Source organism: Actinomadura flavalba DSM 45200 (assembly GCF_000374305.1).
Classification (GTDB): Bacteria; Actinomycetota; Actinomycetes; order Streptosporangiales; family Streptosporangiaceae; genus Spirillospora; species Spirillospora flavalba.
This window is the reverse complement of record NZ_KB894094.1, coordinates 585,698-604,952: the sequence shown is the minus strand read 5'-3', so window position 1 is coordinate 604,952 and position 19,255 is coordinate 585,698. Positions and strand designations below refer to the sequence as shown.

Sequence of the window (19,255 nt, the reverse complement as noted above, 5' to 3'; positions counted from 1 at the left end):
CAGCCTAGGGGAGCGCGGCGATGAGGAGAGGTGAGATGACGAACTTCATGACGGGAGTCGGATCAGGTGTCGAGACGTGATCGGGGTGGCTGCTCGGCGGAGATGTCAGGATGGGCGCCGTGTCGCATTTGGGGACGTGGTGGCCACCGCGGGGCCGGAGCGCGGACGCGCTGCTCGCCTGCGCCGTCTTCGCCTGCCTGGCGGCGGCCCGCGTCGCCGAGACGCTGGAGAACCCCGACAAGACGGTTCATCTCGGCCTGGGCTGGGTCCTGCTGTTCCTGGCCACGGCGGCGCTGACCTGGCGGCGGCGGTACCCGGTCGCGGTGGCCATCCTGACGTTCGCGCTCTGCGCGGCGTTCTATCCGCTGACCGAGCCGGACGGCCCGCTGCTCATCGTCCCCGCCATCGCGCTCTACACGGCCACCGCGCACGGCCATCCGGTCGTGGCGGGCGCCCTGTCGGGCCTGGCGCTGGCCGGGACGTGGACCGCCGAGCTGACCAGCGACGAGACCCACCTGGCCGACGCGTCGATGTACCTGATGGTCGGCTGGTTCGTGGCGGTGCTCGCGATCGGCGGCGTCGTCCGCAACCGCCGCGCCTACCTCGCGGAGGCGGCGCGCCGGGCGCGGGAGGCGGAACGGTTCAGCGCGCAGGAGGGACGGCGGCAGGCGACCGAGGAACGGCTGCGGATCGCCCGCGACCTGCACGACGGGCTCGGCCACAACATCTCGCTGATCAACGTGCAGGCGTCGGCGGCCCTGCACACCCTGGGCCGCGACCCGGACGCCGCCGAACGCGCGCTGACCGAGATCAAACGGGCCAGCCGGGAGACGCTGCGCGAGCTGCGGGAGGCGCTCGGGATGCTGCGCGGGGTGGACGAGCCGTCCCCGCCGCCGGGCCTCGCGGGCATCGCGTCGCTGGCCGGGCGCGCGGGCCGCGAGGTGAGCGTGGACGTGTCCGGCGAGCCCCGCCCGGTTCCCGCCGCGACCGGCGACGCCGCCTACCGCGTCGTCCAGGAGGCGCTGACGAACGTCGCCCGCCACTCCGACGCCGCGACGGTCCGCGTCACGGTCGGCTACGTCCCGGACGCGGTCGTCGTCCGCGTCGAGGACGACGGCCCGCCCCGCACCTCCGCCGAACCCGGCTCGGGCACCGGCCTGCGCGGGCTCCGCGCCCGCGTCGAATCCCTCGGCGGCACCTTCACCGGCGGCCCCGCCGCCACCGGCTTCGCCGTGGAGGCGCGGCTGCCGACCCCGGCGCGCTGATCGAAGACCGCCCGGTCGGCACCGGCGCGCTGACGCGGAGGCCGCGCGGTCGGCACCGGCGGCCTTGCGTGGCCGGTGTCGTCGTGCCGGGGTGCGGCCGCCGCCGTCGGCGCACCGGCGTGGTCAGAACGGGTCTTCGGTGGGCGCCGCGAGGGCGTGGTAAGCGGGGAGGAGGACGTCGGTCAGGGGGCGGCGGCGGATCTTGACCGGGGGAGCGGGAGCGATCTCCAGGACGAACCCCGGGGGCACCGGAGGCGCGGGCGGCTGGGTGCGGAGGGCCGCGAGGCCGGTGGGGGCCGTCCAGAAGCCGGCCGCCGAGAGGGGTTCGTCGCCCGGGACGTCCGTCGCGGCGGTGGCCGGGAGGCGGCGCAGGGCGGTGAGCAGGGCGGCGCGGGAGCGGCCGTTCCACTCCAGGATGAGGAACGGGTCGTCGTCGAACGCCTCGGCCAGCACGTACAGGACGGCCGCCGCGTGCTTGCACGGTTCCCCCCAGTCGGGGCATTCGCACAGGAACCGCAGCGCCTCGGCCGTCATCGGGAACAGCGGATGTCCGGCCGCGCCGACGACGACCTCGATCTCCGGCGGCATGTCCCCGGCGAGCAGCCGCGCCCGGTACACCGCCGCCGACGCCAGCTCGGCCTCGACGGCCGCCCACCCCGCGTCGTCGATCGCGTCGATGCCGAGCACGACCTCGTACGGCTCCTCCTCGGCCCCCCGCACCCGCGCCGTCACCTCGTACGGCGCGACCCGCAGCCCGAGCACGTTCCCCCGGCGCGCGTAGGCCCGGCCCCGCCGCATCCGCTCGGCGTCGGTGAACCCCTCGACCAGGTCGACGAACCGCCGCGACCACCACCGCTCACCGAGCGCCGCAGGGCCGGACGTCATGCGCTCACCGCGTCGGGGGAGAGGCGGAGGACGTCGCGCAGCTCGGCGACCGACAGGTCGGTGAGCCAGTCCTCCCCGGTGCCGACGATGGAGTCGGCCAGGGCCTTCTTGCGCTCGATCATGTCGTCGACGCGTTCCTCCAGCGTGCCGACGCAGACGAACTTGCGGACCTGCACGTTCCTCGTCTGGCCGATGCGGAACGCGCGGTCGGTGGCCTGGTCCTCGACGGCGGGGTTCCACCAGCGGTCGACGTGGACGACGTGGTTCGCGGCCGTCAGCGTCAGCCCGGTGCCCGCCGCCTTGAGCGACAGCAGGAACACGGCGGGCTCGGGGTCGTCCTGGAAGTGCCGGACGAGTTCGTCGCGCGCGTCGCGGGACGTGCCGCCGTGCAGCCACAGCACCGGACGCTCCAGCCGTGCAGCCAGGTGCGGCTGGAGCATCGAGCCGAACTCGGCGTACTGGGTGAAGACCAGCACCTTCTCGCCCTTGTCCAGCACTTCGCCGCAGATCTCCTCCAGCCGCTCCAGCTTCCCGGACCGGCCGGGCAGCCGCGAGCCGTCCTTGAGCAGGTGCGCGGGGTGGTTGCAGACCTGCTTGAGCTTGGCCATCGTCGCCAGGACGAGCCCGCGCCGCTTCTTGTCGTCGGCCTCGGCGATCTGCTCCAGCATGTCGTCCAGCGTCGCCTGGTACAGCGACGCCTGCTCGGGCGTGAGGTTGCAGTAGACCTTCATCTCCTGCTTGTCCGGCAGGTCGGAGATGATCGTGGTGTCGGTCTTGAGGCGGCGCAGGATGAACGGCTGCGTGGCGCGGCGGAGCGTCGCGGCGGCGGCCTCGTCGCCGTCGCGCTCGATCGGCACCGCGAACCGCTGCCGGAACGCCGCGCGCGGGCCGAGCAGCCCGGGGTTGGCGAACTCCATGATCGACCACAGTTCGGTGAGGTGGTTCTCGACGGGCGTGCCGGTGAGCGCGACGCGGGTGCGCGCCGGGATGCCGCGCACGGCCCGCGCCTGCCGGGTGCCGCTGTTCTTGAGCGCCTGCGCCTCGTCGCAGACGACGCGCCGCCAGCCGACGCCGGCGAGCATCTCGGCGTCGCGCGCGGCCGTGCCGTAGGTGGTGAGGACGAGGTCGGACGCCTGCGCCGCGGCGACCAGATCCTCCCCGCGACGGCGTCCCGTCCCGTGATGGACGTACACGCGCAGCTTGGGGGTGAACCGTGCCGCCTCCCGCTGCCAGTTGCCGACCAGCGACATCGGCAGGATCGCCAGCGTCGGCGCGACCGCGGCGCCGTCGCGCCGCTCGTGCGCGAACAGCGCGAGGGTGCAGAGCGTCTTGCCGAGGCCCATGTCGTCGGCGAGCAGCGCGCCGAGCCCGAGGTCGTCCATGAACGCCAGCCAGGCCAGGCCGCGCCGCTGGTACGGGCGCAGCTCGGCCTCGACGCCCGGCGGCGTGGGCAGCGGGGCGAGGCGGCGGTCGGTGTCGCCCGCGAGGAGGTCACCGAAGGTGCCGTCGGCGTCCACGGCGGTGAGCGGCAGCGCGTCGGTGCCCGCGTGGACGACGGCGCGGACGGCCCGGTCGGCGGACATCGTGCCGGTGCGCGGCTGCCGCAGGAAGTCGAGCGCGGCTTCGAGCTGCGCCTCGTCCAGCTCGACCCACCGGCCCCGCAGCCGCACCAGCGGCGTCTTCAACCGGGCGAGTTCAGCGAGTTCGTCTTCGTCGACCGTTTCGTCACCGAGGGCGAGGTCCCAGCGGAACGCCACCATGCCGCGCAGGTCGAACCCGGACGACGCCGCGGCGCCCGCGCCCTCGTCCGGTTCGGTGCGGGTCGTGAACTTCATGCCGAGCCGCGCCTTGCCCGCCCACTGCGGGAGCAGCACGCCGAACCCGGCGGCGGCGAGCAGCGGCGCGGCCGTCCGCAGGAACCGGAACGCGCCCGCCGTGTCGAGCACGAGCCCGGACGGCGTCGGCCCGTCGAGCGCGGGCGCGAGATCGGGGTAGAGCCGCAACGCACGCCCGAGCCCGGCGAGCAACGCGTCCTCCACGCCCTCCAGGAACGCCGCCTCACCCGCCCAAACCAGCTCGGCGGGCACATAAAGACTCGGATCTTCGACACTCTGCACGGCGAATTCAATCCGCCACGCGTCCCAGCCCCCGCCCGCCTGGTCCTCTTCGCGCGGGTCGTGCTCCTTGTGCCCTTCGGGCTCTGCGCGCCTTGTGTGCTCCTCGCGCGGGTCGTGTTCTTCGTGGAGGTCGTGTTGCTCCGGGCGGGCGTTCTCGTCGGCGCCGGGTTCGACCAGGCGGAAGCAGACGCGCAGCGGGCCCGCCGGGCGGTGGGTGGCCGCCGACCAGGCGTCGAGCTCGGCGATGAGGTCGTCGGGGTCGTCGCCGGGTTCGCGGGCGACGAGCGGATCGGGGCCGGTCAGGGCCTCGACCCAGCGTTCGGGCAGGGGAACGCGGTCGGGGACGCGGCCGCGCCGCTCGGGCAGCAGCGGGTGCGGGACGGTGCCGCGAACGGCCGTGTCGGTGAGGCCGTCCAGCGCCTCGCGCAGGACGTCGGCGGCGGGCCGTCCGCCGTCGGCGGCGCGGCAGGCGGCCGGCATCGCGCGGACGAGCGCGGCGAACCGGGCGGCGTCGTCGAGGACGGGCCGCCACCGGGCGAGCAGGTCGCCGTCCTCGCGCAGCAGCGCGGGCAGCACGAGCCCGCCCGCGGCCAGCCGCCGCGCCTCCTCGGCGAGCAGCACCAGGTAGCGCAGGTCGCTGCCGGGGACGATGTCGCCCGCGTGCTCGGCCGCCGCGAGCAGCGCCATCGCCGCGAACGGCTCCAGCACCAGCGACGGCACCCGCCAGGAGGCCAGCTCGGGCACGCCCGCGTGCGGGCGCGGCCCCAGCTCGGCCGACGGCAGCGGCCGCCCGTCGAGCGTCGGCAGCAGCAGGTCGAGCGTGACGCGCAGCGCCCCGGCGACCATCGGCTCGTAGGACGTGCCGGTGAAGTCGCGGGTGGCGAACGGGTGCGCGTCGCCGGGCTCGTCCGGCCCGGTGCGCTCGGCCCACAGGCAGAGCGCGCCGCCCTGCCAGGTGCCGTGCGCGATGAGCATGGCCACGAAGCTACCAGCGGCCTCCGACGCCCGGCGCCCACCGCCCGGAGCGTCCCGATTAAGCTCGGGAGCCGTACCGGCAGCCGAGGGAAGGACGACCCGTGGGCGAGTTCGTGAAGGTCGAGACGCAGGACGGGATCGCGACGATCCGGCTGGACCGCCCGAAGATGAACGCCCTCAACGCGACCGTGCAGCGCGAGCTGATCGAGGCCGCGACGGCGGTCGGCCGCGACGACGCCGTGGCGGCGGTCGTCCTGTACGGGGGCGAGCGCGTCTTCGCCGCCGGTGCCGACATCAAGGAGATGGCCGACATGACGGCGGCCGACATGGCCGCCCACTCCCACACCCTCCAGGACTTCACCAAGGCCCTCGCCGCCATCCCCAAGCCCGTCATCGCCGCGATCACCGGCTACGCGCTCGGCGGCGGTCTGGAGGTCGCGCTGACGGCCGACTTCCGCGTCGCGGGCGAGGGCGCCAAGGTCGGCCAGCCCGAGATCGGCCTCGGCATCATCCCCGGCGCGGGCGGCACGCAGCGCCTGGCCCGGCTGGTCGGCCCGGCCCGCGCCAAGGACCTCGTCTTCTCCGGACGCCACGTCGCCGCCGCCGAGGCCCTGGCGATCGGCCTGGTCGACCGGGTCGTCCCCGACGCCGACGTCTACACGACCGCGACCGACTGGGCCAAGACGTTCGTGGGCGGCCCGGCGGCTGCTCTGCGCGCCGCCAAGCAGGCCATCGACGCGGGCCTGGAGACCGACCTGAACACGGCCCTGGAGATCGAGCGCGTCCAGTTCGCCGCGCTGTTCGCCACCGACGACCAGAAGATCGGCATGCGCGCCTTCGTCGACCGCGCCAAGCCGGACTTCACCGGCCGCTGAGCGCACGCGGCGGCGCCTGAACAGCCGAAAGCCGGAGCGACCCGGGCCGTACCGCAACGACCCGGGCCGCCCCGGCCGTCTGGAGCTTGCCCTCCGCCGCTCTTTACCCACGACTATGCCGGGCAAACCGGGTGATCGACGGATAGCATCTCCGGCCATGCGACAGGCGTACCGAACGGCGCTCGTGACAGGCGCCTCCAGCGGCATCGGCGAGAGCTTCGCCCGGACTCTGGCCCGGCGCGGCACCGGGCTGGTGCTCGTGGCGCGCCGCGCCGATCTGCTGGACGCGCTCGCGCGCGATCTCGTCGAGCGGTACCGCGTCGCCGTCGAGGTGCTGGCCGCCGACCTCACCGACCCCGGGCAGCGCGCGGGTGTCGAGAGCCGGCTGCGCGCCGAGCCGGTGGAACTCCTGGTGAACAACGCCGGATACGGCGCGTTCGGGGCGTTCGCCGAGATCCCGCTGGACGACCAGCTCGCCGAGATCGAGCTGAACGTCACCGCGCTGATGCGCCTCACCCACGCCGCGCTGCCCGGAATGCTGGAACGTGGCAGAGGCGGCGTGCTGAACGTGGCGTCGATGGCCGGGTTCGCGCCGTCGCCCGGCAGCGCCACCTACGGCGCGACCAAGGCGTACGTGGCGTCCTTCTCCGAGAGCCTGCACGCCGAGGTCGCCGGACGCGGCGTCCACGTCACCGCGCTGTGCCCCGGCTTCACCCGCACCGACGAGGAGACCCCGCCGAACCTGCTGTGGCTGCGCCGCGACGACGTCGCCCGCGCGGGCCTGGACGCCGTCGCGACCGGCCGCGCCCTGTGCGTGCCGGGCGTCCAGTACAAGGCGGCGATGCCCGCGCTGAAGCTGGTCCCGCGCCCGCTGCTGCGGGCGGCCGTGAACCGGATGTGGCAGCAGGCGGCCGGCGGGAAGTAGAGGGCCTACAAGAAATGACCGGCTCGATTGTGCGGAGACGGCTTGACGTAAGTCGCCCCTGATCGCGACCATCGAACCTACGCTTTAGTAAGTTACGCGCCGTCAGCGAAGGGTCGTCATGTCCGTCACACCCGAGGAGAAGTTCCAGACCGGCCTCATGCTCGAACTGGAGGGCGTGGCCGAGAAGGAGCTCGACCGCCACCTGGCCGGCGCGGACGAGTGGTTCCCCCACCAGTACGTCCCGTGGAACCAGGGCCGCGACTTCGACGGCCCGCTCGGCGGCGACGGCTGGGAGCCCGGTGACTCCAAGCTCGACGGCGTGGCCCGCGAGTCGCTGATCGTCAACCTGCTCACCGAGGACAACCTGCCCGGCTACCACCGCGCCATCGCCGACGTCTTCGGCCGCGACGGCGCCTGGGGCACCTGGGTCAACCGGTGGACGGCCGAGGAGAACCGGCACGGCATCGTCATCCGCGACTACCTCACGGTGACCCGCGCCGTCGACCCGATCGCGCTGGAACGCGCCCGGATGAAGCACATGGAGATGGGCTACGAGGCCGCGCACGGCACCGCGTTCCTGCACGGCACCGCGTACGTCTCGTTCCAGGAGCTGGCCACCCGCGTCGCGCACCGCAACACCGGCAGGGCCTCGGGCGACCCGCTCTGCGAGCAGATGCTCGCCCGCGTCGCCAAGGACGAGAACCTGCACATGATCTTCTATCGGAACATGGTGGACGCGGCGCTGGAGGTCGCGCCGAACGAGACCATGCGCGCGATCACCGAGGTCGTGAAGAACTTCGAGATGCCCGGCCACGGCATCGAGGGCTTCCTGCGCAAGTCCGTCATCATCGCCAACGCCGGCATCTACGACCTGCGCCTGCACCACGACGACGTCGTCCAGCCGTGCCTGCGCAAGTGGCGGATCTGGGACCGCGAGTTCACCGGCGACGGCGCCAAGGCCCGCGACGAGCTGGCCGAGTTCGTCGCCGCGCTCGACGACGCGGCCACCAAGTTCGAGACCCGCCGCGAGGAGCGCCGCGCCCGGCAGGCCGCCAAGCAGAAGTAGCCGCGAGGCGCCGACGCCGGAGACACTCGGAACCTGCCGGGTGTTTCCGGCGTCTCATGTTTCAGGGCCCCGCCCGGCCGGGGGACGCCGGGTGGAACCGCCGCCGACGATGCGCGAAGGTAGGGTTTGCGAAACGATGAAGGGGGTCGCCACGACCGGGGAAGTGATCGGCCAGTACCGCGTGCTCCGCACCCTCGGGGAGGGCGGGATGGGCGTCGTGTACCTCGGCGCCGACCCGGTCGGCCGCAACGTCGCCATCAAGGTGCTGCGCCCGGCCGTCGCGGGTGACGCCACGGCCCGCCGGCGCCTGGCCCGCGAGGTCGACTCGATGCGCCGCGTGCACAGCCCGCACGTCGCCGAGATCCTCGACGCCGACGTCACCGCCGAGCGGCCCTACATCGTCACGCAGTACGTGCCCGGCCGCACGCTGGAGGAGGTCGTGGAGGACCACGGCCCCCTCGACGCGGCCGAGTTGCAGCGCCTCACCGTGGGGCTCGCCTCGGCGCTGTCGGCGATCCACGGCGCGGGCATCGTGCACCGCGACATGAAGCCCGGCAACGTCATGCTGGTCGACGGCGAGCCCGTCGTGATCGACTTCGGCATCGCGCAGGCGGCGGGCGCGTCCCGGCTGACCGCGACCGGCATGGTCATCGGCACCCCCGGCTACCTCGCCCCCGAGATCATCGAGGGGGAGGACGCCGGACCGCCGTCCGACGTGCACGCGATGGGCGGCACGATCGCCTACGCGGCCACGGGACGCCCGCCGTTCGGCTCCGGCACCTTCGAGTCGATCTTCTACAAGATCATGCAGGGCACGGCCGACCTCGACGGCGTGCCCGACGCGCTGCTGCCGGTGCTGCGCTCGGCGATGGCCCGGCACCCCGCCGAGCGGCCGACGGCCGTGGGCCTGGTGCAGATCGCGCGCCGCATCCACATCGAGGCGACGATCACCGACAGCACCCGCGTGGACGAGCACTACCAGGTGCCCGCCGAGCGGACCGCGATCGACGAGGCGCGCGAGTTCGCCATGCCGACGCAGACGCCCGCCCCGACACCCGCGCCGACTCCGGCGCCCGCGCCGGTGCACAGCCAGCAGCCCCGCGACTTCATGGGCCTGCTGCCGCCCGCCGCGCCGCCGCCCGCGCCCGCGCCGTACGAGGCGCCCTCGCAGGTGAACCCGTCGCAGATGAACCCGTACGCGCAGCAGCGGGCCCCGCAGAACCCCTACGACGACCCGTACGCGCAGCAGCGCCAGGCGCCGCAGCCGCAACCGCAGCAGCAGGCGGCGGCGCAGCGCCCGGACCGGCGCGCCGACGCCGCCGACCGCGAGCGGCGCAAGCCGTTCGGGCTCTACCGCGTCCTCAGCGCGCTCGTGCTCGTCGCGCTGCTGGCGTTCGCCAACATCGCGCCGCTGCTCGCGGTCGGCGTCACGATCGTCGGCGTCCTCGTGCTGCGCGCGGGCGACAGGGCCGCCAAGGGCATGGAGGACCGCCGCACCCGGCGCGGCCCTCGGTCGGGCGACGCGTTCGGCGCGGTGTTCCGGTCGCCGCTGCACCTGCCGGGCGCGGTGATGATGACGGCGCTGCTGGGCGGGCTGTCGCTGTTCGCCGGGGCCGTGATCGTTCTCGTGCTGGTGTTCGCGCAGCCCGAGATGGCCGCGTCCCGCGCCATCGCCTGGGCCGCGATGGCGATCATCGCGCTGCTGGCGCTGGCTCCGGGCAGCGGCGCGTCCCGCCGCCAGCTCGCCCGCATGTGGGGCGGCATCATGCCCCGCACCGACGTCGCCATCGGCGGCGTCCTCATCGTCGGCGTGTTCGCGCTGGTGCTGGTCGCCCTGTCGCAGCAGCAGCCGCCCGACACCACCCCGATCGACGGCATGGGCCGCAGCCTGGAGAACCTCCGGTCCGACATCCGCGACCTCTTCTCCGTCTCCAGTCTCCCGTTCGTCTGACCCGCCGATAGGGTGGCGGCCTGATGAGCGGTGAGACGCAGGAGCGGCTGGGGCCGTATCGGTTGTTGAAGCCGCTGTCCGGCGGGCCCGGCGAGGGGTACCGGGCGGCGGACGCGTCCGGGCGCGACGTCGCGATCCGGTTGCTGGAGCCGGGCCGGGGCGCGCCGGACATCGACGCCATGCGCGGCGTCCTCAGTCCCTACGTCGTGGACGTGCTCGGCGGCGAGCCGACCGGCGACCCCGGGTACGTGGTGTCCCGGTTCGTGCCCGGACGCCCGCTGCCGGCGGAGATCGCCGCGGGCGGGCCGCTGCGCGGCGCCGACCTGCGGGCGTTCGCGGTCGGGCTGGCCAAGGCGCTCGTCGCGATCCACCGGCGGGGCCTCGCGCACGGCGCGCTCGCGCCGGAGACCGTCCTGGTCGTGGACGGCGCGCCCGTCGTCGTCGACTTCGCGCTGGCCCCCGCCGACCCCGCCGCCGACCTCCCCGCCTACGCGCGCGTGCTGACGTTCGCCGCCACCGACGCCGGAACCGACGTCCCGCCCGCGCTCGCGGCCGTCCTGGAGCAGGCCGCCGAGCCGCGCCGCCTCACCGCCCCCGGCCTGCTCGAAGCCGTCACCGCCCTCGATCTCGGCCCCGCCGCGCCGCGCTCCGCCGCGCCCCTCCCGGCGCCGGTCACCGCGCCGCCGGACGTCGCCACGGCGCCGCCCCGGTTCGCGTCGGCGACGCGCGCGGTGCCGCCGGTCATGCAGGGGTGGGCGCGGCTGCTGGCCGTGCTCGTCGTGCTGAACGCCGCCGCGCTGACCGTGCTGCTGCCGGTGATCGGGGTCGCCGCCAACGTGCTCGCGGTGGCCGCGCTGCGGGTGGCGTCGCGGCGGCCGAGCGCCGGGAAGTTCGCCGAGGCGCTGGCCCGGATGGCCGGGACGCTCGCGGTGGCAGCGGTCGTCGCGGTCCTCGTCCCGCTGGCCCTGGCCGGGCTGGCGGCGGGGGGCGTGCGCGTCTCCCCGCTGGACTCGGCCGCCGTGGGCGCCGCCGCCGGGGTGCTGACGCTGTGGACGGCGCCGGGCGTCTCCCAGCCGCGCCGCAAGCTGGAGCTGATCTTCCTGCGCGCCACCGGCCACCCGTACGCCATCGCCGCGATCGGCACGGCGCTCGGCCTGCTGGCCTTCCTCGGCGTCGCCGCCGCGATGTCGCTGACGCCGAGTTTCGCCCCGATGTACGGCTTGCAGAGCTCGGTCGAGGCGTATCTGGCCCGCCTGCACAACGCGCTCGACTAGAGCGTTCCCGGCGGTCCGTGGGTAAGGTCTCACGCACGGGGATTTGCCATGAGGCTACTCATCGGTAACATTTGGGGTGTACAGCCGTAACGAAGACCCCGGCTCCGAAGCGGGTTCGGCTCTTTGACAGGCTGTGCGCCAGCAGCACCGCGTCATCATGCGTCGACCCGGCACGGGCGGCGCCCCCACCGCTATCTCAGCGGCCAACTGAGTGCAGGGAGGTCGGCCACCGGCCATGAACATCGTCGTCCTGGTGAAGCAGGTTCCCGATACGGAGAGCCCGCGCAAGCTGAAGTCCGAAGGCAGCACGCTCGACCGTGGCGCCGCGGACGGTGTCATCAACGAACTCTGTGAGTACGCCATCGAAGAGGCGCTGCTCATCAAGGAGGCCCAGGGTGGCGAGGTGACCGTCGTCACCATGGGTCCCGACAAGGCCACCGACTCGATCCGCAAGTCGCTGGCGATGGGCGCCGACAAGGCCGTCCACCTGGTGGACGACGCGCTGGTGGGCTCCGACGCCCTCCAGACGTCCTACGCCATCCAGCAGGTCCTCGGCCGCACCGGCTTCGACCTCGTCGTGCTCGGCTCGGAGTCCACCGACGCCCGCACCGGCGTGCTCGCCGCCATGCTCGCCGAGCGCCTGGGCGTACCGCAGCTCTCCCTGGCCAACAAGGTCGAGATCAACGGCTCCGCGATCACGATCCAGCGGCAGACCGACTCCGGCTACGACAAGGTCGAGGCTTCGCTCCCGGCCGTCGTCAGCGTCGTGGAGAAGATCAACGAGCCGCGCTACCCCTCCTTCAAGGGGATCATGGCGGCCAAGAAGAAGCCGGTCGAGAGCCTGAGCATCGCCGACGCCGGTATCGACGCCGGCCAGGTCGGTCTGGCCAACGCCTCCACCGAGGTCGTCGACTTCAACGAGGCCCCGCCCCGCGCCCAGGGTCAGATCGTCACCGACGAGGGCGACGGCGGTTCCAAGATCGCCGAGTACCTCGCCTCGAAGAAGTTCGTCTGAGCGGGGAAGGGGATTTAGGAACCATGGCTGAGATTCTCGTCCTCGTCGACCACGTCGACGGAGAGGTCAAGAAGGTCACGCTCGAACTGCTGACGCTCGCCAACCGCCTCGGCGAAGCCGCCGCGGTGTACGTGGGCTCCGGCTACGAGAGCGTCAAGGACAAGCTGGCCGAGTACGGCGCCGGCAAGGTCTACGTCGCGGCCGACGAGGAGCTGACCTCCTACGTCGTCGCGCCGACGGCCGCGCTGCTCGCGCAGCTCGTCGGCGAGAAGTCGCCCGCGGCCGTGCTGGTCGCCGCGACCGGTGAGGGCAAGGAGGTGGCCGGGCGGCTCGCCGTCAAGCTGAACTCCGGTGTCCTGACCGACGTGGTGGACGTGTCCGCCGACCTGGTCGGTGAGCACTCCATCTTCGGTGGCGCGCTCGTCGCGCACGCCAAGGTGAAGACCGGCACGCCGATCATCGCGGTGCGCCCGAACTCCATCGCGCCCGAGGCCGCCCCGGCGACCCCGGCCGAGGAGCAGGTGTCGGTGACGCTGTCCGACACCGACAAGGCCGCCAAGATCGTCGAGTCCGTCGTGGAGGAGAAGGGCGAGCGCCCCGACCTCACCGAGGCCGCGATCGTCGTCTCCGGTGGCCGCGGTGTCGGCTCCGGCGACAACTTCAAGATCATCGAGGGGCTGGCCGACTCGCTCGGCGCGGCCGTCGGCGCCTCCCGCGCCGCGACCGACGCCGGCTGGTACCCGCACCAGTTCCAGGTCGGCCAGACCGGCAAGACGGTGTCGCCGCAGCTCTACATCGCGGTCGGCATCTCCGGTGCCATCCAGCACCGGGCCGGCATGCAGACCTCGAAGACGATCGTCGCGATCAACAAGGACGCCGAGGCGCCCATCTTCGAGCTGGTGGACTACGGCGTCGTGGGTGACCTGTTCCAGATCACCCCGCAGCTCACCGAGGAGATCACCAAGCGCAAGTGACGCGCTGATCGCCTCCGCCGCCCCGGCGAGCGACCTGGAACGGTCGCCCGCCGGGGCGGTCGCTTTTCTCAGCTCGGCTCCGGCACGGGCGCGGCGCTCTTCACCACGGCCGGGTCGAGCAGGCCGTCCAGCTCGGCGTAGGGGACGACGGCGGTCGGCTGCCCGCACGCGGTGGCCGCGCCGAGCGCGGTGAGGTCGAGCACGACCGCCAGCTCGGCGGGCCGCAGCGCGACCTGGACGCCGCCCTGGGCGTCGGTGAGGGCGTCGGCGGGCAGTACGGGCGTCCGGCCGAGCGTGCAGTCCGCCACGTAGGCGGGGGCGCGCTTGAGAACGCGTTCGACGAAGGTGCGGCGGCCGTCGGCGGTGCGCCAGGCGGCGGTGAACAGCCGCTCGGGGGCGACGGCCGCGCCGGTGCGCAGGTCCACGGTGACGGTCCGCGCCCGGTGCCAGGTGGAGTGCCCGAGCTGCTGCCCGGACGGGGACACGTCGTAGCGGACGGACAGGTAGCGCGGCCCCTTCAGCTCGATCCGCGGCTTGACCGTCATCGTGGTGGTCGCGCCCGGTTCGTCGGCCAGCATGGGCCGGAACGCGGCGGCACGGGCGTCCAGCGGCGCCCGCAGTGCGGCGTTGATCCGCTCCGCGAGGCCAGGCGCCCCGCCCGTCACACGTACGGTCTGCCCGGCCATCGCGACCGGCGTCCCGGGCTCGCTGAGCGGGACGACGCCGGAGGCGAGCGCGGGCGGACGCTCGGGCCCGTCGCCGGACGCCACCCACGCGGCGCCGCCGCCCGCCGCCGCGACGACGGCCGCGCCCGCGACGATGGCGGCCCCCTTTCCGCCGACGACCCCGAGGACGCCCCCGGCCGACGCCGTCCCGGCCGCACCCGACGCGGCACCCGACGCGGCACCGGCCGCGCCGGACGCGGCTCCGGCGGAGGCCGCCGCGCCGCCGCCGAGGGACGTGGTCAGCGCGGCGAGGGGGAACAGCGCCGCGAGCGCGGCGGCGGCCGTCGCGAGGGCGCGGACGCCCCGCTGCTCCCAGTCCGCGCCGTAGGCGGTGGCGGCCGTCTCCTCCAGCGCGGCCACGAACGCCGAGGCGCTCTCGGGACGCGCCCACGGGTCCTTGGCCAGGCCCCGCGCCGCGAGGTCGCGCAGCGCGTCCGGCAGCGCTTCGAGGGGGAGCGGCGCGGTGAGGTGGTCGTTCATCAGCGCCGCGACGGACGGCGCGGGGTAGGGGCGGCGGCCCGTCACGCACTCGTAGAACACGCAGGCGGCCGCGTACACGTCGGTGGCGGGGGAGGCGGGCTCGTCGCGCCACTGCTCGGGCGCCATGTACGCGGGGGTTCCGGCGCGCCCGGCGGCGCCCGCGTCCACGGCGACGCCGAAGTCGATGAGCTTGCTCGCGCCGTCGCCGCGCACGACGACGTTGGCGGGCTTGTAGTCGCGGTGCACGATGCCGAGCCCGTGCGCCGCCGCGAGCCCCAGCAGCGATCCCTTGAGCACGGTCAGCGCCGCCTCCGGCGCGAGCGGGCCGCGCTCGGCCAGGACGGCCTTGAGCGACGCGCCGTCCACCGCCTCCATGACGATCGCCGCGCCGCCGGGCGCCTCGTACAGCCCGTACAGCCGCGCGACGTGCGGATGGTGCAGGCGGCTCAGCAGCGCCGCCTCCTCCCGGAACCGCTCCCGGAACGCCGGATCACCGGCCAGCGCCGGTCCGAGGTACTTCACGGCGGCGGTCCGCCCCGTCGCCTCGTGCCGGGCGAGGACGACGCGTCCCTGCGCCCCCTCGCCCAGCACGGTCAGCTCGCGATATCCCGGTACACCCCACATGCGGCGTTGGACGCCCGGAGCGGCGTTCTAGTTCACGCGGGGACGCGGATCTCGGCGGCGACCGGGGCGTCGCCGGGAATCTCGGCCAGGCGCGCGCCGCGCGTCCGGCCGAGCGGGACGAACCGGGCGCCGACGCCGATGAACAGCGCCATGACGACGGCCGTGCCGACGCCGATCCGCAGCGACGTCGCCTCGGACAGGAACCCGACGACGACGGGCCCGAGCAGCAGCCCGCCGTACCCCATCGCGCCGACCTGCGCGACGGCCGCCGCCGGCTGCCCGGGCGCGACGGCCCCGGCGAGCGAGATCGTCGTCGGGACGACCGTGCAGACGAACAGCCCGGTGAGGAAGAACCCGGCGAGCGCGACGGCGGCGCTCGGCGCCGTCACCACGACGGCCATCGACGCGGCGGTGCCGAACCCGGCCCCGGCGAGCAGCCGCCGGGTGCCGAGCCGGGTGCGCAGGTTGTCGCCGACGAGCCGTCCGATGAGCATGGCCAGCTCGAACATGGGGTAGCCGAGCGCGGCGACCGCCTGCGTGGTGCCCAGCTCCTCGTGCAGGAACAGCCCGCTCCAGTCCGCGATGGTGCCCTCGGCCATGAACGCGATGAACGCCAGGCCGCCGATGAGGTAGACGGCGAGGGGCATCCGCGCGCGGCGTCCGTCGCCGGTCCGCGCGGGGGCCGGCGGGTCGGCGAGGTAGGTGGGCGCGACGGCCAGCCCGGCGGGCAGCGCGACGGCGGCGGCGACGAGCACGGTGGCGGTGAAGCCGAGGCCGAGCGCGGCCGTCGCGAAGCCGAACAGGCCGCCGCTCATGGCGCCGACGCACCATCCGGCGTGCATGCTGCTCATCACCGAGCGGCGGTACGCCTGCTCGACGACGCTGCCCTGCGCGTTCATCGCGATGTCGGTCACGCCGAACGTCATGCCGAACACGGCGACGGCGACGAGCAGCGTCCCGTACGTCGGGGCCAGCGCGACGCCGACGTAGGACGCGGCCGTCAGCGGCAGCGCGAGCCGCAGCACCGACCGGCTGCCGAAGCGGTTCATCAGGACCCGCAGGCCCTGCATGGCGATCAGCGCGCCGACGCCCCAGACCAGGACGACGATGCCGATCTCACCCTCGCTCGTGCCGAACTTCTCGGCGAGCGCGGGCATCCGGGCCACCCAGACACCGCAGAGCAACCCGGCCAGGACGAAGGTCAGGAAGGTGCCGACGCGGGCGCGGCGCAGCATGGCTCACCTCTTTCTCATGATCGTGTGAAGGCGGCGCCGGACGGACGCCGTTCGTGAAGGGGGACGCGGGGACGGGCGTCAGCCGTCGAGCAGCCGCAGCATCCGTTCGCGGAGGGCGGTGAACTGCGCCTCGTCGTACAGGCCGGGCGCGTGGCTGACCACTTCCCACAGACCCTCGGCGGCGAGCCGCACGATGGCGGACGCGAGCGGGTCGGGACCGGGCTCGGTGCGGCCGTGCCAGCGCCGCATCGCCTCGTTGAGCGGCGCGGCCAGCGCCGGATCGGTGGCCGCGGCCATGATGGCCGACCACCGCCGGTAGGCCCGCGCCTCTCCGGTGAGGATCTCGAACGTGGCGCGGACGTAGGCGCGCGTGTACGCGCCGGGGGTGTCGTCGACGAACGACTCGATCAGCTCGTCGAAGTCGGTGATGACACGTTCCACCAGCGCCCCGACCAGCGTCTCCTTGTTCGGGAAGTGGTAGAGCAGACCGCCCTTGCTCACGCCGGCGCGCTCGGCGACGGCCGCGAGCGTCAACGCCTGCGTGCCCTGCTCGGAGAGCAGGGCCTCGGCGGCGTCGAGCAGGGAGTTCTTGGTCATGGCCCCTCACTGTACCGACCGGACGGTACAGTGCTCAACCCGGCCGTCTCCCCGGGCATTCCCCGCTGCCGGGGAAGCGGAGGGCCGCAAGTACTGTTGACGCTGTGGTGACCTACCTCGACCATGCGGCGACCACCCCCATGCTGCCGGTGGCGATCGACGTCATGACGGCGGAGATGGGGCGCCTCGGCAACCCCTCCTCGCTGCACGCCGTCGGCCGCCGGGCGCGCCGGGTCGTGGAGGAGTCGCGCGAGATCATCGCCGCCGCGTACGGGGCGCGGCCGAGCGAGGTCGTGTTCACCTCCGGCGGCACCGAGGCCGACAACCTGGCCGTCAAGGGGATCTACTGGGCGCGGCGGGCCGCCGACCCGGCGCGGGTCCGGGTGCTGGCGGGCGCGATCGAGCACCACGCCGTGCTCGACGCCGTCCAGTGGCTCGGCGACCACGAGGGCGCGACCGTCGAGTGGCTGGAGTGCGACGCGCGGGGCCGCGTGCGGCCGGAGACGCTGCGGGCCGCGCTGGCCGACTCCGCCGACGTCGCGCTCGTCACCGTCATGTGGGCCAACAACGAGGTCGGCACCGTCCAGCCGATCGCGGAACTCGCGGCCGTCGCCGCCGAGCACGGCGTGCCCTTCCACAGCGACGCCGTGCAGGCCGCCGCGCACCTGCCGCTCGACTTCGACCGCAGCGGCGCGGCCTCGCTCGCGCTCAGCGGCCACAAGATCGGCGGGCCGCTCGGGGTGGGGGCGCTGCTGCTGGCCAAGCCGGGCGGGCTGCTGCCCGCCGACCCGGTGCCGGTGCTGCACGGCGGCGGGCAGGAGCGCGACGTCCGCTCTGGAACGCTCAACACGGCGGCCATCGCGGGGTTCGCGGCGGCCGTCGAGTACTCGGCGGCGCGCCGGGCGGACGAGGCGCGGCGGCTCGCGGCGCTGCGGGACGACCTGGTCGCCGCCGTCCGCACGGCGGTTCCGGCGGCCGTCCTCAACGGCGACCCGGTGGACCGGCTGCCCGGCAACGCGCACTTCTCCTTCCCCGGCTGCGAGGGCGACGCGCTGCTGATGCTGCTGGACGCGCGCGGCATCGCCTGCTCGACGGGGTCGGCGTGCTCGGCCGGGGTCTCGCAGCCGAGCCACGTCCTGCTGGCGATGGGCGCCGACCCGGCCCGCGCCCGGGGCTCGCTGCGCTTCACGCTGGGCCACACCTCCACGCGGGCCGACGTCGCGGCGCTGGCCGACGCGATCGAACCGGTCGTCGAGCGCGCGGCGCGCGCGGGGCTCACGTAGGGCCTGACCTGCACGCCTTCCGAGCTGCGTGCTTTGCCCTGGTTTGACGTTCGTCTCCCCGGGCACCCTCCGCCCGTCTTTGAAGGAGGACCCCAACGATGGCGTCGAACATGGCAGGCCACGCACAGCGGGCGAAGGGCACCGGACGGCAGGTCGCCGGCAGCCCGTGGTTCCACAAGTTCTCCCGCGCGGGGCTCGCCGCGCGAGGTGTGATCTACCTGCTGATCGGCTTCATCGCCGTGCAGATCGGGCTGGGCGACAGCGGCAAGGAGGCCGACCGGTCCGGCGCGCTCGGCGCCGTCGCCGACAAGCCCGGCGGCATGATCATCCTCTGGGTGGTCGTCATCGCGTTCCTCGGCCTGGCCCTGTGGCGGTTCAGCGAGGCCGCGTTCGGCCAGCCGCTCCCCGACGGCCACAAGCCGGTCAAGCGGCTGACGTCGCTGGCGCGCGGCATCGTGTACACCGCCCTGTTCGCCGGAATGCTCGGCTTCCTCCTCGGCCACGGCGCCCAGTCCAGCGACAAGCAGTCCCAGACCTTCACCGCCAAGGCGATGGACGCCCCGCTGGGCCGCTGGCTCGTCCTCGCCGTCGGGCTCGGCTTCCTCGCCTACGGTGTCGGGAACATCGTGACGTCCGCCAAGCACAAGTTCCTGGAGAAGCTGAAGACCGGCGAGATGAGCCCGCAGCAGGTCAAGGTCGTCAAGATCCTCGGCATGGTCGGCGGCATCGCCCGCGGCCTGGTCTTCGGCGGCGTCGGCGTCTTCATCTCCTACGCGGCCATCACCTTCGACCCCGAGAAGGCCAAGGGCCTCGACGGCACCCTCCGCGAGTTCGCCGACACCCCGGCGGGCCCGTGGCTCCTCATCCTCGTCGCGATCGGCGTCGCCGTCTACGGCGCCTACTGCTTCGCCGAGGCGCGCTGGCGCAAGGTCGAGGCCGCCCGCTGACCCGCCCGCACACGCGCAACGGGGCCGCACGCCGTCGGGCGT

General features: G+C 74.1%; 15 protein-coding genes. 10 read left to right on the top strand and 5 right to left on the bottom strand.

All coding sequences use genetic code 11. The annotated features are described in order from the left end of the window. Positions 1–119: 119 nt before the first annotated feature. Complete coding sequence (locus tag C229_RS0112335; RefSeq protein WP_169513830.1) at positions 120–1,265, top strand: sensor histidine kinase; 1,146 nt, start codon at positions 120–122, stop codon at positions 1,263–1,265. Positions 1,266–1,388: 123 nt separating this feature from the next. On the opposite strand, the gene C229_RS0112330 is transcribed toward C229_RS0112335, so the two are convergent. After that, on the bottom strand, positions 1,389–2,150 hold the full coding sequence (locus tag C229_RS0112330; RefSeq protein ID WP_018655384.1) for an SWIM zinc finger family protein: 762 nt from the start codon (positions 2,148–2,150) through the stop codon (positions 1,389–1,391). Then, positions 2,147–5,242: a DEAD/DEAH box helicase gene (locus C229_RS0112325; protein ID WP_018655383.1), complete on the bottom strand. Its 3,096-nt coding sequence runs from the start codon at positions 5,240–5,242 to the stop codon at positions 2,147–2,149. The genes C229_RS0112330 and C229_RS0112325 overlap by 4 nt, the downstream gene beginning before the upstream one ends. 101 nt (positions 5,243–5,343) lie before the next feature. Between C229_RS0112325 and C229_RS0112320 the strand changes: the two genes are divergently transcribed. The 7 genes from C229_RS0112320 (at position 5,344) to C229_RS0112290 (ending at position 13,322) form a co-directional block, all read left to right on the top strand. After that, a complete protein-coding gene (locus C229_RS0112320; RefSeq protein ID WP_018655382.1) occupies positions 5,344–6,117 on the top strand; it encodes an enoyl-CoA hydratase/isomerase family protein in 774 nt (257 codons plus the stop codon). Between the two features lie 157 nt (positions 6,118–6,274). Further along, on the top strand, positions 6,275–7,042 hold the full coding sequence (locus C229_RS0112315; RefSeq protein ID WP_026313709.1) for an SDR family NAD(P)-dependent oxidoreductase: 768 nt from the start codon (positions 6,275–6,277) through the stop codon (positions 7,040–7,042). Between the two features lie 118 nt (positions 7,043–7,160). After that, the gene (locus C229_RS0112310; protein WP_018655380.1) at positions 7,161–8,108 is read left to right on the top strand and encodes an acyl-ACP desaturase; all 948 of its coding nucleotides are present in this window, start codon (positions 7,161–7,163) and stop codon (positions 8,106–8,108) included. A 136-nt stretch (positions 8,109–8,244) separates the two neighbouring features. After that, positions 8,245–10,059: a serine/threonine-protein kinase gene (locus tag C229_RS32800; RefSeq protein WP_051108944.1), complete on the top strand. Its 1,815-nt coding sequence runs from the start codon at positions 8,245–8,247 to the stop codon at positions 10,057–10,059. A gap of 23 nt (positions 10,060–10,082) precedes the next feature. Further along, complete coding sequence (locus tag C229_RS0112300; RefSeq protein ID WP_033424238.1) at positions 10,083–11,333, top strand: protein kinase family protein; 1,251 nt, start codon at positions 10,083–10,085, stop codon at positions 11,331–11,333. Between the two features lie 235 nt (positions 11,334–11,568). Then, complete coding sequence (locus C229_RS0112295) at positions 11,569–12,348, top strand: electron transfer flavoprotein subunit beta/FixA family protein (RefSeq protein WP_018655379.1); 780 nt, start codon at positions 11,569–11,571, stop codon at positions 12,346–12,348. A gap of 23 nt (positions 12,349–12,371) precedes the next feature. After that, complete coding sequence (locus C229_RS0112290; RefSeq protein WP_018655378.1) at positions 12,372–13,322, top strand: electron transfer flavoprotein subunit alpha/FixB family protein; 951 nt, start codon at positions 12,372–12,374, stop codon at positions 13,320–13,322. Between the two features lie 68 nt (positions 13,323–13,390). Here the strand turns inward: C229_RS0112290 and C229_RS34915 are convergent, their stop codons facing one another. The 3 genes from C229_RS34915 to C229_RS0112275 all read right to left on the bottom strand — a co-directional run bounded on the left by C229_RS34915 (position 13,391) and on the right by C229_RS0112275 (position 16,983). Further along, positions 13,391–15,151, bottom strand: coding sequence for a serine/threonine-protein kinase (locus C229_RS34915; protein ID WP_051108943.1), 1,761 nt, complete (start codon positions 15,149–15,151; stop codon positions 13,391–13,393). A 32-nt stretch (positions 15,152–15,183) separates the two neighbouring features. Then, entirely contained in the window at positions 15,184–16,386 is a 1,203-nt protein-coding gene (locus C229_RS0112280) for an MFS transporter (protein WP_018655377.1), read from the bottom strand. Between the two features lie 78 nt (positions 16,387–16,464). Then, a complete protein-coding gene (locus C229_RS0112275) occupies positions 16,465–16,983 on the bottom strand; it encodes a TetR/AcrR family transcriptional regulator (protein ID WP_018655376.1) in 519 nt (172 codons plus the stop codon). A 107-nt stretch (positions 16,984–17,090) separates the two neighbouring features. Here C229_RS0112275 and C229_RS0112270 point away from each other — a divergent pair, with 107 nt between their 5' ends. Together C229_RS0112270 and C229_RS0112265 are read left to right on the top strand one after the other, a co-directional pair. After that, positions 17,091–18,266 carry a cysteine desulfurase family protein gene (locus C229_RS0112270; RefSeq protein ID WP_026313706.1) on the top strand — a complete coding sequence of 392 codons (1,176 nt, stop codon included), beginning with the start codon at positions 17,091–17,093 and terminating at the stop codon, positions 18,264–18,266. A gap of 110 nt (positions 18,267–18,376) precedes the next feature. Continuing rightward, on the top strand, positions 18,377–19,213 hold the full coding sequence (locus tag C229_RS0112265; RefSeq protein WP_026313705.1) for a DUF1206 domain-containing protein: 837 nt from the start codon (positions 18,377–18,379) through the stop codon (positions 19,211–19,213). Positions 19,214–19,255: the final 42 nt, after the last annotated feature.

What these genes read in the sequence shown, in the direction of transcription:
- C229_RS0112330 (WP_018655384.1), bottom strand. Translation starts at nt 2,150, where the DNA reads ATGACGTCCGGCCCTGCGGCGCTCGGTGAGCGGTGGTGGTCGCGGCGG.
- C229_RS0112325 (WP_018655383.1), bottom strand. Translation starts at nt 5,242, where the DNA reads ATGCTCATCGCGCACGGCACCTGGCAGGGCGGCGCGCTCTGCCTGTGG.
- C229_RS0112315 (WP_026313709.1), top strand. Translation starts at nt 6,275, where the DNA reads ATGCGACAGGCGTACCGAACGGCGCTCGTGACAGGCGCCTCCAGCGGC.
- C229_RS0112310 (WP_018655380.1), top strand. Translation starts at nt 7,161, where the DNA reads ATGTCCGTCACACCCGAGGAGAAGTTCCAGACCGGCCTCATGCTCGAA.
- C229_RS32800 (WP_051108944.1), top strand. Translation starts at nt 8,245, where the DNA reads ATGAAGGGGGTCGCCACGACCGGGGAAGTGATCGGCCAGTACCGCGTG.
- C229_RS0112300 (WP_033424238.1), top strand. Translation starts at nt 10,083, where the DNA reads ATGAGCGGTGAGACGCAGGAGCGGCTGGGGCCGTATCGGTTGTTGAAG.
- C229_RS0112295 (WP_018655379.1), top strand. Translation starts at nt 11,569, where the DNA reads ATGAACATCGTCGTCCTGGTGAAGCAGGTTCCCGATACGGAGAGCCCG.
- C229_RS0112290 (WP_018655378.1), top strand. Translation starts at nt 12,372, where the DNA reads ATGGCTGAGATTCTCGTCCTCGTCGACCACGTCGACGGAGAGGTCAAG.
- C229_RS34915 (WP_051108943.1), bottom strand. Translation starts at nt 15,151, where the DNA reads ATGTGGGGTGTACCGGGATATCGCGAGCTGACCGTGCTGGGCGAGGGG.
- C229_RS0112280 (WP_018655377.1), bottom strand. Translation starts at nt 16,386, where the DNA reads ATGCTGCGCCGCGCCCGCGTCGGCACCTTCCTGACCTTCGTCCTGGCC.
- C229_RS0112275 (WP_018655376.1), bottom strand. Translation starts at nt 16,983, where the DNA reads ATGACCAAGAACTCCCTGCTCGACGCCGCCGAGGCCCTGCTCTCCGAG.
- C229_RS0112265 (WP_026313705.1), top strand. Translation starts at nt 18,377, where the DNA reads ATGGCAGGCCACGCACAGCGGGCGAAGGGCACCGGACGGCAGGTCGCC.